We start from the raw sequence: 14,589 nt of genomic DNA on the forward strand, positions 1-14,589 counted from the left end.
ATTAATCATGAAAAAACTAGATTTGAAAGAAACACAGGAATTACTTCTAGAAATTCTTGTATATACTGATAAGATTTTAACTCAAAATAACCTTAGATATAGTCTTGCTTATGGAACGTTAATCGGTGCTGCAAGGCATAAAGGATTTATTCCATGGGATGATGACTTAGACATTGTAATGCCCTATAATGATTATTTGAGAATGTTAAAATTGCCTGAATTAATTGGTAATAATAAAAAATATACATTGCATTATAGAACCACCGAGCGAAATTATGGATATCCTTTTGCAAAAATTGAGAATAATGCAACAATTTGTAAATTTGATAAAACAACCGATAAGGGTGGAGCGTTTTTAGACATTTTTCCTATGATCCCATTGCCATTAACCGATACTCGTACTTATACTGAAAAATTAGAGAGGTTACATAAAAAGTTAGCTTTTACTGATTCGAAGAGTAAGAACTTAGTAAAAAACACTGCCCACTTTATAGCGCGGCCATTTCGTAGTCATTACAGAGATAAGATGATAGATCTGGCGTTTAAATATGTAGCTCTTGATAATAGTAAATTTTTGACTGATTCTACTTGGAGCAACGATAGACTTGGTCAGGCTGTTCCAGAAGAGTGGTTTAATAATTATACAAATTTAGAATTTGAATCTCAAAAGTTCAAGGTTATCACTAAGTATAAGAAATGGTTAAAAATTGTATACGGAGATTGGAGAAAATTTCCTCCGAAAGAAGAACGTATAGGACATCATGGATTCGAGTTATTTGTTAAATAAATATATTCTGAGATGAGAGGCTTTAATGAAAGGAAATAAAATATTAGCTAATAATATTATTATGCTCTACATAATGAATATTACTCAACTAGTTTTACCACTAGCTACTTTGCCTTATCTTACTCGAATACTTTCAGTTGAGGGTTATGGTGTTGTTAGTTATGTTAAGTCTATTATGACATATGCAACTTTAGTGATAGAATTTGGATTCATTCTTTCAGGAACGAGGGATATAGTAGAAGCAAAATCTGATAAAAAGAAAATAGGAAAGATCATTGGGAGAATAACCGAAGGAAAACTAATTTTGAGTTTGATTTCATTATTTGTCTTATTTGTTATGATTTTTACTATACCATTGCTATCAAGACATATCTTGTTTACCTTACTTTCTTTTGTTTCCCCTTTCCTTTCTATTTTTTTATATGATTATTTATTTAGAGGTTTAGAGAAAATGCAGATAGTAACCATGAGATATCTTATAATGAAAGGAATATCTACATTTCTTACCTTTATTGTGATTAAGAGTGAGTCACAATTAATAATGATCCCGATGTTAGATATACTGGGTTCGTTTTGTGCTGTTTGCTGGGTACATAGTGAGGTACGTAAGCTTGGCATTAAGATTAGTAAGGATAGTATTTCAGAGGTGATTCGTTCTATACGTGTTTCTTTCACATATTTTCTTTCTGATGTGGCAACTACAGCCTTTGGAGCATTAAATACACTTTTCGTTGGTATATTCCTATCAGTATCTGATGTGGCTTTCTGGGGTATAACCATGTCCTTTGTTGGCGCAGTACAATCGATGTATTCTCCCATCTCTGATGGAATATATCCGCATATGATTAAAACAAAAAATTTAGAATTATTTATTAAGATTATCTTATTCTTTATACCTTTCTTAATTATGGGCGGATTAACAACTTTTTTTGGTGCAAAATTTATTATGTATATAATAGGTGGACAAAAATACATAGTCGCTGCATGGTATTTAAAAGAAACTATTCCGTTACTGATTATTAGTTTTTTCAGTATTTTATTTGGTTGGCCTTTGCTCGGGGCAATTGATAAAGTCAGAGAAACAACAACAACAACTGTGGTTACTGCAATCCTTCAGGTAATTGGCCTTGCATTATTAATAGTTACTAAGGACTTTACTATTCCGCTCTTAATTTTTGTGAGAACAATAACTGAATTGTTTATGGCAATTTTCAGAATCTTATACGTATATAGATTTAGAGAACTGTTTAGGGAATAACCAACTTTTCATTATAGGAGTAATAACATAAAATGATGGATAGGTATCAGTTTGAATTTTTAAGTTATTTGGGAAAAATAAAGAAGTATTGCTTAATTATAAAAAAATTGCTGATAAGGTAGATTGTAAAATTAATCCGAACGCTGTTCGGACGGCAGATTGTAAAATTTAAGTTGAACATTTAAGTGGACAGAAAAACCCATCAAGGTCTTTAATGGTGTTACCACACAATCCATTAGAAAGAAGGACCTTGATGAGCACCACTATTTTATCATTCCAGAACCGTGTTGTCATTGAAACGCTTCATAATGAAGGACGTTCCTGGCGATACATCGCTAACTACTTAGGCTTTAGTAAGACCACCATCTTTAACGAACTTCACCGGCTAAATAGTGAGTACCAGGCTGGGCTAGCGCAAACTGACTTTGAACGAAAGGTTAGTCAACGGGGGCGGAAGTCTTCGCTCACTAAAAACCTTAAACACTTGATCGAGGAAAAGATTCAAGTCCAGAAGTGGTCCCCTGAACAAGTTGCCCATGTGGTGGGGATTGCCTACAAGACGGTCTATAACTGGATTGATCAAGGATGGCTTGATATACAGTTGCCCGATTTGCCTGATCATGGAATTCGTCGTCATCGTGCTAAAGAAAAGCGTGGTACGTTCAATCACGGCCGCTCCATTGAGGAGCGTCCTCATAAAGTCGAAACTCGCCAGGAATTCGGCCACTTTGAAGCTGATACCGTACTTTCTGGTAAACGTAAAGGTCAAGCTGTGGCTACTTTTGTGGAGCGTAAGAGTCGCCTGACAATTGTTAAACGGCTCCATGGTCGCGACAGTCAGTCCATGACTCAAGCCGTACTTGAACTAGCTAGTCAACTTCAAGACAAGCTCAAGACGCTTACCGTAGATCATGGTAAAGAGTTCGCTAACTATCAGACAATTGAACGGAGAACTGGTACACAGGTTTATTTTGCCCATGCCTATTCACCGCATGAAAGAGGCAGTAATGAGAACCGTAACCGAGTTTTGCGGCGCTTTATTCCCAAAGGCCAAGCCATTGAAGAACTAAGTGATCACCAATTGGTTCAAATTAATTGGTATTTGAATTCACGGCCACTTAAATGTCTTAATTGGCATACACCAATCGAGATCTTCTTGCTTAATTTACGTCATTAAATTCGTTCAAGTTATTTCTTGCAATCTGACTTTATTTAAATAAAGTCTGGGTATTCTGTTACATGTGTGCTAAAATATTTTTGTTCAAAAAATAGGAGATAGCAAAATATATGAACAGACAATTATTAGAAGTATTTCAGCTCAAACTGAATAATCCTCAGTTAACTCAGCGTAATTTAGCCCCAAAAATGGGGTGGTCATTAGGAAAAACAAATAAACTATTAGAAAAGCTGAAAGAATTATCGTTATTTAATTCTGACTTTTCGTTAACAGAAAAAGGAAAAGATTATATAAAAAATCACCACCCACAAAAAGCAGTAATTTTAGCTGCCGGTTATGGGATGCGGATGGTACCAATTAACACGGAAGAACCCAAAGGGCTTTTAGAAGTTAATGGTGAGCCATTGATTGAGCGTCTTATTAATCAACTTCATGAAATAGGTGTTCATGAAATTCATGTTGTTGTTGGATTTATGAAAGAGCATTATGAATATTTGATTGACCAATATGATGTAAAACTGATTGTAAATCCGCATTATGTTGATTATAAGAATTTGTATTCGCTTTATTTAGCTAAACAGTGTCTGGAAAAGAGTTATATTATTCCTTGTGATATTTGGTTCAAGAACAATCCGTTTTCTTCAATAGAAGATCAGTCGTGGTATCTTTTCAGTGATCAGAAAGTTAATAATTCAAATTGGCAAGTTACTAAGCAGGGGGTTGTAAGGAGGACTAACCGTTCAAATCTTGGAAATCGGATGGTTGGAATTGCCTATTTGAATAAACCGGACGCTGATTATTTGTCTCGCTTACTGGAAACTGCTGTTAATAATGATATGATGCTTGGCCATTTTTGGGAGCAGCTTTTAAATCAGGATAATAAGTTTATTTTGAATGGCAAGCTTATAAACGATAGCCGCTTTAGCGAAATTAATTCGTATGAACAGTTGCGAGACCTAGACTTTAACTCTAGTCACTTACAAAATAATGCGATGAAAGTAATAGAGCAGACCCTTAAAACAGATTTGCGTGGTATTCAAAAGATTCGCGTTCTAAAAAAGGGAATGACTAATCGTTCGTTCCTTTTTGTACATGATGGCCAGCGTTATATCATGCGAATTCCTGGAGAGGGGACTGGTGAGCTGATTAATCGACAAGAAGAGTCTGATGTATATCAGAAGTTAAAAGGGATCAGCTGGACTGAACGAGTTTTGTATTTGAATCCATATAATGGCTACAAGCTATCAGCTTTCATCAATAATGCTCGTAATTCGGATGCAACCAATTGGCATGAAGTAAATAGGTGCATGACACTTTTACGTAAGCTTCATAATAGCTCCTTAAAGGTAAAACATACTTTTAAGCTATATGATCAAATCAATTTTTATGAAAAGCTACGTAAAAGTAAATCTGCATACCGTGATTACTCAGCTGTTAAAGCGCAAGTTAATCGACTAAAACCTTTTATTAAAAAGTATGCTAAGCAGAGGACACTTTGCCATATTGATGCGAACCCAGATAACTTTGTCTTTGACCAAAACGATCATCTCTACCTAATTGATTGGGAATATGCTGGTATGCAGGATCCCGATGTAGATGTAGCGATGTTTGCTATCTATGCTATGTACGACAAGCAGCAAATTGATAAGCTAATTGATATTTATTATCAACAAACATGCGATCAGGTGACTAGATATAAAATTTATGCTTATATTGCAGTGTGTGGCCTTTTATGGAGTAACTGGTGTGAATATAAACAATCGTTAGGATTGGATTTTGGTGAATACTCGCTTGCTCAATACAGATATGCAAAGAATTATAGTAGTTTAGTATTAAATAGCTTGGAGGAAAGAAATGTCTAAAATTGACAATGCAATAATTATGGCGGCGGGCTTTGGAACTCGAATGCGCCCGTTGACCTATGAAACGCCTAAGCCACTAATTCCAGTGCATGGTCAACCGATGATCGAGTCTGTGATTGCTGGATTGCATCAAAACAATATAGAGGATATCACTGTAGTCGTTGGGTACTTAGGTGAACAGTTTAACTACTTGCCGACGAAGTATCCAGGCATTAAGTTAATTAGTAATCCTTATTATGATCGCTACAATAATATTTCATCGTTATATGTTGCACGGAATGAATTAAAGAATACGGTTATTTTAGATGGCGATCAATTAATTATGAATCCCCAAGTATTAAGGCGTGAATTTAAAAATTCAGGGTATGCAGGAACAAAGATAAATGGTTGGTCTGATGAATGGATCATGCATATTGACGAGCAAAATAAGATAGTCTCATGTGATCGTGACGGGAATGACCATGGTTGGCGATTATATAGTCTTTCTAAGTGGACCGCTGAGGATAGCAAAAAGCTCAAAGTATACTTAACCCAAGACTTTGAGAATAATGAGCGTCACGATATTTATTGGGATGATATTGCGATGTTTGAGCATTTTGATGATTTCTCTTTAGAGATGATGCCTATCAATGCAGATGACATTGTTGAAATTGATAGTATTGATCAATTGAAGAAAGTTAACAGTCTAAAATAAAGGATTATGTGAATTGAGAAAGAAATTTAAAAAGATCGATTGGTTATTGGTTACAATTCCAGTTATTGGAGTCTTTACCGTTAGCTTGATATTTACTACTTTTCCCACACGGTCACACCATTATTTATCGATGGTGCGAAGTTTCTTGAATCAGCGGTTTTCCTTTTTCTATATTCTTGTTGCTATTTTCTTCCTGTGTAGTAGCCTCTATGCAGCCTTTTCACAATATGGGGAGATTAAGTTAGGTGATCCAAGTGATAAGCCTCAGTACTCAAACTTGCATTGGGGAATCTTAGTCTTTACTTCGACGATGTCTGCTGATATTATCTTCTATTCACTCTGCGAATGGATGATGTATGCACAAGAACCGTTTATTAAAGACAAGCCCAATGTACTTGAATGGTCATTAACCTATTCATTATTTCACTGGGGACCGATTGTTTGGTCATTTTATATTATGCTAGCTGTTGCTTTTGCGTATATGCTATTTGTTGCCAAAAATAAACGACAGAAATTTTCGGAAGCTTGCCGTCCACTACTTGGCGAATATATCGATGGGATAGTGGGAAAGGTGATTGATTTAATTGCCATTTTTGCATTGATTGCTGCTACTGCGACAACTTTTTCGATGTCGATGCCATTGTTAGCAGCAGCGGTGGGTAAGATATTTGGAATTAAAAATATAAGATTACTTTCATTGATTTTAATTATGATCGTGGTACTTATTTATCTTTCATTTTCAGTTATGGGAATGAAAGCAATGACATGGTTGAGTTCACTTTGCTATACATTCTTTATTGGATTAATGGCCTATATATTATTATTTAGTGGCTCGCTGAATTTTGTTCTTGATTCGGGAATTCAAGCAACTGGGAACCTGCTCCAAAACTTTGTGGGGATGGCAACGACCACTACGAGTGATGGCTTTACACAAAACTGGACGATTTATTACTGGTCGTATTGGATCGTATGGTGTGTAGCTACGCCTTTTTTTATTGGTGGTATTAGCCGTGGACGAACCATTAGGGATGTCGTATTACGAGGATATGTATGGGGATTAGGAGGAACATACCTTTCTTTTATTGTCTTAAGTAATTTTGGCATTTCTAGACAAATCAATCATCTTGTGAATGCTATAGGTAGTCTTCAAAATGGAGCAACATACTCACAAATAATTTTGCGAATGTTAGAAACGTTGCCTCAGTATAGGATTGCTCTTGTATTACTTGCCTTAGCAATGGTAGGACTTTATTCTACTGTATTTGACTCAATTACGATGGTCATTTCTAAGTATTCTTATCAAAGGTTAAATGTCGATGAAAGTCCTAGTAAATTAATGCGTGTTACGTGGGCTGTAATATTCATGATATTACCCTTATCTTTATTAATTAGTAATAGTTCTATGTATAATATTCAATCAGTCGCAATAATTGCAGCTTTACCAACTGCAATTGTAATGATTCTGATTGTGGTTAGTTTCTACAAGCAAGTTAATAAAAATAGACGTAGTTAATAATAGTGCTCTTGCAAAACTAATTATTGTGGCAGATTGTAAAATTTAAGTTGAACATTTAGGTGGACAGAAAAACCCATCAAGGTCTTTAATGGTGTTACGGTAGATTGCAAATTTAATCCGAATTAAAAAATAAATAGTGCTAGGATTAAGTTAATCCTACAAAATTGGCACAACCAAAAAGCCACTCATCTCATCACGAGGTTGAAGTGAACCCCCGAGATTGGACAACAATCTCGGGGGTTTTATTATGACTAAATTTAATTTAGAGTTACGAATTTCTATTGTGACACAATATTTAACGGGTATTAGTTCCATTCAATTGGCCAGAAAATACCATATTGCCAACAATGAAACGATTCTCCTATGGGTTCATCGCTTTAATCGTTTTGGCATTGCAGGATTAAAACCGAGACCTATGAACTTGGAATACTCTAGTGAGTTCAAGATAGAAGTATTAAACTGGAAACAACAGCACCAAGCTTCGCTTTCAGAAACAGCAGTACACTTCAATCTCTCTTCACCAAGTACTATCTGGAAATGGCAAAGAAAGTTTGATTTAAGGGGACTCAGTGGCCTAAATAGAGTGAGAGGAGATCCAAAGACTATGGCTAAGCATAAGCATAAAAAAGTAACCAAACCCACAACAGCACAAATTCAAGCACGCCACGATAAAGATGAGTTAAAGCAACTCAAGCAAGAAAATAAGATGTTAAGAATCGAGAATGAATTCCTAAAAAAACTCGATGCCTTAGATCACGAAAAATCAGCTCACGCGAAACCGTGACCTTAATTGATGATCTGAGGCGAGTCTTCAAAACGTCGATTAGTTTTATCCTCAAAGCCGTTAAGATACCACGTAGCACGTACTATTACACTAAGCACAGCCAGGGACGAAAATATGATGATGACCAGGTTATCCAAGCCATTGATGAAATTCGCCAAACAGATGCCAAGTATACTCAAAAATACGGTTACCGTCGCATAACGTTAGTTATGCATGAACAGGGATTTAAAGTTAATCACAAACGCGTCCTCCGAATTATGAAGGAACAAGGCTGGACATGTCAGGCCTTTAATAAGCAAACTCGTAAATATAACTCATACAAAGGAGTTGTTGGTAGAATCGCCAAAAACAAGTTACACCGGCGATTCAAGACAGATCGACCATATCAAAAACTTGTCGCCGACGTTAGTGAATTTCGATACGGTCAGATGAGTCAAAGTGAACGAATCTATTTAGAGCCCATCATGGATTTATTTTCGGGTGAAATTTTGGCATTTAACATTAGTGCACATCCAACTCTTGAGTTTGCGTTGAAGCCACTAAAAGAAGCATTAGATGGACTACCTGAGCTTCCTTATCGAACAACGGTACACACAGATCAAGGATTTCAGTACCAACATAAGCAGTGGCAAAAAACGCTTAAAACTCATCATACCTTTCAGAGTATGTCCCGTAAGGCGACTTGCTTAGATTGCTTCTATACTGATAATTGGCACACAAATACTTAGATAATTTGTGTAAAATTATAATCAGATAGGAGTTTTTTTATATGAAAAATCGTTCAAAAAGATATTCACTAGAATTTAAACAAAACCTTGTGGCTTTGTATAATGATGAAAAAAGATCAATGTCTTCAATTTCTAAAGAGTATGGGGTAACTGTCTCATCTATTTCCAAATGGATAAATGATGAAAAATTAGTATCTGTAGATGATGGAAAACCAATCACAAGAAAAGACTTTTTAAAACTAAAGAAAGAGTATGAGGATTTAAAGGAAGAAAATGAAATTTTAAAAGCAGCGGCGATGATCTTAGGGAAAAAGTAAAACGAGAAACACATTTACCATTAATCAACCGATTTTTAGCTGAGAATCATCGCCTTACTATTATTTTAAAGGCCCTTCAAGTTCCCAGAAGAACATATTATAACTGGATAAATTACACTCCAAATTATAGAAAAATGTTAGAGAAAAAAGTCAAACCATTCCTAAAGGAAGCATGGTCTAAAAACTACAAAGCATACGGAGCCCCAAGACTTAAAGTAGCTCTCCAAAGAGAGCTAGGGATTAACTTTAGTATTAGAAGAATTACACGTTTGATGAAGGAGCTTGGAATTAGATCACTTATGTGTAGACGATTTAAAAAGCCAGGAACTCATGTTGATTATGATCAAAGACCAAATCTAATTAAAAATCTTAGTGGAAAGTCTATTTGGAGTGCTGATATTACCTATCTACAATTAGAAAATGGTGTCTGGGTTTACTTAAGTACCGTCTTTGATGACCAGACCTATAAAATTTTATCTCAAAAGGTTTCAAAACATATGACTAGTAAATTAGTAAGCCATACTTTAATTGAAGTATTAAAGAGATTAAAATTAACACGGTTTTTTCCGAAAATTGTAGACCCATCTACTTTAAAACATGGAAAACTAAGTCCAGATATATATTTAGAAGCAGCAAAATTATTAAAATTAAATCCTGAACAGTGTGCTGGAATTGATGCCATTAATGCTGCAAATGAAATATCTATTGGGATAGGAAATAAAGATATTCTAAAACAAGCAGATATTGTATTTTCTAATACTGAAAAATTAACTTTAGATAATATAAAAAAATTTACAACAATAATATAATTAAATATTATTGGAATACAAAAAGAGAGTATCACATTAATTTTAATGTGATACTCTCTTTTTGTTATTCTGGAGAACACTCCACTTTAATTGTATTAATAACCATTAAAAATGGTTATAAAACACTTTAGTATTGATGGTTTTATTCGTATTCAATTGTTGCAGGTGGCTTACCCGTAATGTCGTAAAGTACACGGTTAACTCCCGCTACTTCATCAACAATTCGTTTAGAAACCTTACCTAAAACTTCCCAAGGAACTTCCGCAAATTCAGCAGTCATTCCATCAACGGAGGTTACGGCACGAATGTTAACGGCTTCGTCATAAGTCCGTTCGTCACCCATAACTCCAACACTCTTAATTCCAGGAAGGGCAGTGAAGTATTGCCAAACAGTCTTGTTCAAACCAGCTTTAGCAAATTCATCACGTAAGATGGCATCAGAATCACGTACCATGCGTAAACGTTCTGGAGTAACTTCACCAATGATTCGGATTGCTAAACCAGGACCTGGGAAAGGTTGACGCCAAACTAATGCTTTAGGCATCCCTAGTTTTTCACCAAGTTCCCGAACTTCATCTTTGAACAATTTGTTCAAAGGTTCGATTAACTTGAATTTCAAGTCATCAGGAAGACCACCAACGTTATGGTGAGACTTGATAGTTTGAGCTGTATCAGTCCCAGATTCAATGACATCAGTATAAAGAGTTCCTTGAGCTAAGAAATCAACATCGTCAAATTTACGAGCTTCGGTTGAGAAGGTATCGATAAATTCTTTTCCGATGATTTTCCGTTTGGTTTCGGGATCAGTTACACCCTTTAGTTTACCTAAGAAGAGTTCACTGGCATCAACGAAATCAATGTTTAAACCGAAATCGTCACCTAGAGCTTTAAGCACTTGTTGAGCTTCGTTTTTCCGTAATAAACCGTGGTCAACGAAAACTGAGATAAGTTGGTCACCAATGGCACGGTGTAAAAGCACCGCAACTACTGATGAGTCAACTCCACCAGAAAGACCGAGGAGTACTTTTTTATCACCAACGGTTTCTTTAATGTTGGCAATGGCATCTTCAATGAAGTCATCCATTGACCAGTTGGCTTCAGCACCAGCAATGTCAAAGACAAAGTGGTGTAACATTTCGCGTCCTTCTTCAGTTAAGTTAACTTCAGGATGGAATTGAACGGCGTAAAAGCCACGTTTTGGATCAGCCATGGCTGAGATAGGGCATGAGCCACTAGTTGCTGTTATCTCAAAACCATCGGGAACTTTGGTAACAAAGTCACCGTGACTCATTAGAACAGTTTGTTTGTCGTTCATGCCCTTGAAGAACTTAGAATCTTTGTCAGTTACTTCAATTTGAGCTTGGCCATATTCACTGTTATCGGCAGTAACAATTTCGCCACCTTTAAGGTCTTTGGCCATTAATTGCATTCCGTAACAAATTCCTAAGATAGGAAGACCAAGATTAAAGATTTCAGGATCAACGGCTAGAGCGCCGTCACCATTAACACTATTAGGACCACCAGAAAAGATGATGGCCTTTGGATTCATCGCTTTAATTTCTTTAGCGGTCATTGTGTGGGGTTTAAGTTCTGAATAAACTCCCATTTCACGAACACGACGAGTAATTAATTGGTTGTATTGACTACCAAAGTCAAGGACCATTACAGAGTCGTAATTACGTTCATTTTTTACCATAATTATTCTCCTATTTTTTGTAGTTAGGGGCATCCTTAGTAATGATAACATCATGTGGATGTGATTCACGTAAACCGGCACCAGTAATTCTGACAAATTGAGCTTTCTTCATGTCAGCAATGGTATGTGAGCCAGTGTATCCCATTGAAGCCCGAAGACCACCCATCATTTGGTAAATAATATCGCCAGCGTCACCTTTGTATTCAGTTTTACCTTCGATACCTTCAGGAACTAATTTCTTTTCAGCTTTAACTTTACCTTGGAAGTAACGATCAGAAGAACCATTTTCCATCGCTGGAATTGAACCCATTCCACGGTAAACTTTGTATTGGTGACCGCTCTTATCTGATAAAATTTTTCCAGGAGCTTCAGTAGTGCCAGCAAGCATGCTACCAAGCATAACGGCATCACCACCAGCAACTAAGGCTTTAGCGATGTCACCAGAGTATTGCATTCCACCATCAACGATGATTTGCTTGCCATATTCTTTAGCAACTTGGGCACAATTATAAGCAGCTGTGATTTGGGGAACACCCACACCAGCTACAACTCGAGTAGTACAAATTGATCCAGGACCAATTCCAACTTTAACAACATCAGCACCAGCATCAAAAAGGGCTTTGGTAGCAGCAGCAGTCGCAATGTTACCAGCAATCAAAGTTTTGTCAGGAAATTGACTTCTGATTTCTTTGATTTTATCAAGAACTCCTTTTGAATGACCATGGGCAGTATCAAGGACAATGGCATCGGCGCCAGCATTGAATAATGCAGTGGCACGATCAAAAGTTTCACCATTGATTCCAACAGCAGCTGCAACAAGGTAACGACCTTGTTCGTCAACGGCAGCTTCATCACCTTCGACAGGTGTTGCTTTTACAGTAGCTACTTCAGCAGCTTGATCTTCTGGTGACATATTCTTATGAATTACACCTAGACCACCTTTTTTAGCCATCTCAATTGACATTTCCGTTTCAGTGACGGTATCCATAGCAGCACTAAGTACTGGAATGTTTAAGAGAAGATTATTGCCTAATTTTGTTTTTAAGCTGACTTGGTTAGGTAGCACGTCACTTGCTGCCGGAATCAATAACACATCATCATAAGTTAATGCTTGGTGTTTGCCAAACTTGTTTTCCCAATTATCCATGAAGAAAGTCCTCCTGTTGTTAAGTTGTAGTAATTAATATAATAGATTAGCAGATATTTTGCGGAAAAGCAAAGGAAAATGCGAACAAAATCAAAATAAAAACTAAAAAATGTACGTAAGCAAATTATCAAATTATAAATTAAGGTGATTATCCGACATTTACCCCCAAAAAGAGCTAATTAATGGTAAAATTTAAGTAAATCGATTTAAACAAGAAAGCAGGATAATAATGGACGGAAAATTCAAACGAGTACGAGGAATGGAAGATATTCTTCCAAACGAAACTGCAGTTTGGCAACGAATTGAAGGAACTGCACGCGATGTCTTTTCAAGATATAACTATGCTGAAATGAGAACCCCGATGGTGGAAAAGACCGAAGTGTTTAGTCGCACTTCTGGTGACTCTTCTGACATTGTGACAAAACAAATGTACACTTTTGAAGATAAAGGTGGACGGAGCATTACTCTTCGGCCTGAAGGAACTGCTGGGGTGGTTCGTTCGTTTGTCGAAAACAAACTCTTCGGACCAGAACATCCCAAGCCAGTGAAACTTTACTACATGGGACCAATGTTCAGATATGAACGTCCAGGTGCCACACACAACCGAGAATTTCACCAAATTGGATGTGAAAGTATTGGTGCCGTTAGTCCCCAAATTGATGCCGAAGTAATTCGGTTAGCCATTGATATTTTTCAAGGGTTAGATATTCATGATTTACGCGTGGAATTGAATACCTTGGGTGATGATGAAAGTCGCAGTGTTTATCGCGATACGTTAGTTAAGTACTTTGAACAATTTAAAGATGAACTTAGTGAAGATTCTCAACGTCGTTTGGAACAAAATCCACTTCGTATTTTAGATAGTAAAGACCGAAATGATCAAAAGATTGTAGCCGGTGCTCCTAGACTAGAAGATAGTTTAAATGAACGGTCTAAGAACTATTTCAATGATTTGAAAAAAGCTTTGGATATCTTAAAAGTTGACTACACGGTGGATGACCGTTTAGTTCGTGGTTTAGATTACTACACGGATACTGTTTTTGAAATTCAAGCTAAAGCTCATGAATTTGGTGATGATTACATCACCATCTGTGCCGGTGGACGTTACAACAACATGGTGCAAGAATTTGGTGGCCCTGAAATGGGAGGTGTCGGCTTTGCCTTTGGTGAGGAACGACTTGCCACGGTTGTTAAATCTGATATAGCAGAGGATGCCATTGATTACTTCATCTGTACTGATACTAAGGGTAAAACGGATGTTGAAATTAATGCAATTTTTGATCAAGCTTTAGCAAAAGCGTTTGAGCTACGAAGTCAAGGTTATAATGTAGAAGCTAACTTCCAAGAACGTAGTATGAAGAGTCAAAAGAAAGAAGCGTTTAAGTTAAACGCCAAAAATACTTTAGTAATTGAATAATATAGTAGAAACAATCAAATTTTAAAATTTGATTGTTTTTTTATAAATAATCCTTGCGTAATTTCACTGAATTGTTACAATAGTATCTGTAAGTTAATTGAGCGGTTAGCTCAACTGTTAGAGCAACAGATTCTTTGTCTGTGAGATTGAGGTTCAAGTCCTTGACTGCTCATATTTAAAAAGAACGTTCATTGCGAACGTTCTTTTTTGTTAGATAAATAGTAAATCTAAATAATAATCAGTTAATCATTTGATTTTTTTACAAAAAACTTAACAAAATTAAAAATTTGTATTGCTTTTTCATTAAATACCATTTATAATTCATTTAAAGATATGAACGAAAGAGTAACCTATTGGTGCTGACTGAGAGAGTCACGGTAGCTGAAAAGTGACCAGT

General features: G+C 36.2%; 13 protein-coding genes and 1 tRNA gene. 12 read left to right on the forward strand and 2 right to left on the reverse strand.

Annotation, left to right across the window (positions count from 1 at the left end):
• The first annotated feature begins 7 nt into the window (after positions 1-7).
• From PY770_RS00910 to PY770_RS00955, 10 genes are all read left to right on the forward strand, one after another.
• Positions 8-787: a LicD family protein gene (locus tag PY770_RS00910; protein WP_275045981.1), complete on the forward strand. Its 780-nt coding sequence runs from the start codon at positions 8-10 to the stop codon at positions 785-787.
• 25 nt (positions 788-812) lie between these two features.
• Positions 813-2,045 (forward strand): oligosaccharide flippase family protein, encoded by a 1,233-nt coding sequence (locus PY770_RS00915; RefSeq protein ID WP_275045982.1) that lies wholly within the window; start codon positions 813-815, stop codon positions 2,043-2,045.
• A gap of 253 nt (positions 2,046-2,298) precedes the next feature.
• Positions 2,299-3,222: an IS30 family transposase gene (locus tag PY770_RS00920; RefSeq protein ID WP_275045983.1), complete on the forward strand. Its 924-nt coding sequence runs from the start codon at positions 2,299-2,301 to the stop codon at positions 3,220-3,222.
• Positions 3,223-3,332: 110 nt separating this feature from the next.
• A complete protein-coding gene (locus PY770_RS00925) occupies positions 3,333-5,084 on the forward strand; it encodes a phosphotransferase (protein WP_275045984.1) in 1,752 nt (583 codons plus the stop codon).
• Entirely contained in the window at positions 5,077-5,778 is a 702-nt protein-coding gene (locus tag PY770_RS00930) for an NTP transferase domain-containing protein (protein WP_275045985.1), read from the forward strand. The genes PY770_RS00925 and PY770_RS00930 overlap by 8 nt, the downstream gene beginning before the upstream one ends.
• Before the next feature lie 13 nt (positions 5,779-5,791).
• Positions 5,792-7,291 carry a BCCT family transporter gene (locus PY770_RS00935; RefSeq protein ID WP_238331846.1) on the forward strand — a complete coding sequence of 500 codons (1,500 nt, stop codon included), beginning with the start codon at positions 5,792-5,794 and terminating at the stop codon, positions 7,289-7,291.
• 250 nt (positions 7,292-7,541) lie between these two features.
• Positions 7,542-8,078 carry a helix-turn-helix domain-containing protein gene (locus PY770_RS00940; protein WP_163601208.1) on the forward strand — a complete coding sequence of 179 codons (537 nt, stop codon included), beginning with the start codon at positions 7,542-7,544 and terminating at the stop codon, positions 8,076-8,078.
• Complete coding sequence (locus PY770_RS00945) at positions 8,075-8,806, forward strand: IS3 family transposase (protein ID WP_163601207.1); 732 nt, start codon at positions 8,075-8,077, stop codon at positions 8,804-8,806. Before PY770_RS00940 ends, PY770_RS00945 begins: the two co-directional genes overlap by 4 nt.
• 41 nt (positions 8,807-8,847) lie before the next feature.
• The gene (locus PY770_RS00950; protein WP_275045986.1) at positions 8,848-9,123 is read left to right on the forward strand and encodes a transposase; all 276 of its coding nucleotides are present in this window, start codon (positions 8,848-8,850) and stop codon (positions 9,121-9,123) included.
• 134 nt (positions 9,124-9,257) lie between these two features.
• A complete protein-coding gene (locus PY770_RS00955) occupies positions 9,258-9,932 on the forward strand; it encodes an IS3 family transposase (RefSeq protein ID WP_275045987.1) in 675 nt (224 codons plus the stop codon).
• Between the two features lie 142 nt (positions 9,933-10,074).
• On the opposite strand, the gene guaA is transcribed toward PY770_RS00955, so the two are convergent.
• Positions 10,075-11,628, reverse strand: a complete 1,554-nt coding sequence (gene guaA / locus PY770_RS00960; protein ID WP_041817528.1) for a glutamine-hydrolyzing GMP synthase — start codon at positions 11,626-11,628, stop codon at positions 10,075-10,077.
• Positions 11,629-11,638: 10 nt separating this feature from the next.
• Positions 11,639-12,775, reverse strand: a complete 1,137-nt coding sequence (gene guaB / locus PY770_RS00965) for an IMP dehydrogenase (protein ID WP_275045988.1) — start codon at positions 12,773-12,775, stop codon at positions 11,639-11,641.
• 229 nt (positions 12,776-13,004) lie between these two features.
• Between guaB and hisS the strand changes: the two genes are divergently transcribed.
• Positions 13,005-14,192, forward strand: a complete 1,188-nt coding sequence (gene hisS / locus PY770_RS00970; protein WP_275045989.1) for a histidine--tRNA ligase — start codon at positions 13,005-13,007, stop codon at positions 14,190-14,192.
• A gap of 99 nt (positions 14,193-14,291) precedes the next feature.
• Positions 14,292-14,364, forward strand: a tRNA-Lys gene (locus tag PY770_RS00975).
• The last annotated feature ends 225 nt before the right edge of the window (positions 14,365-14,589 follow it).

This window comes from Fructilactobacillus sanfranciscensis, from assembly GCF_029023685.1.
Lineage (GTDB): Bacteria > Bacillota > Bacilli > Lactobacillales > Lactobacillaceae > Fructilactobacillus > Fructilactobacillus sanfranciscensis.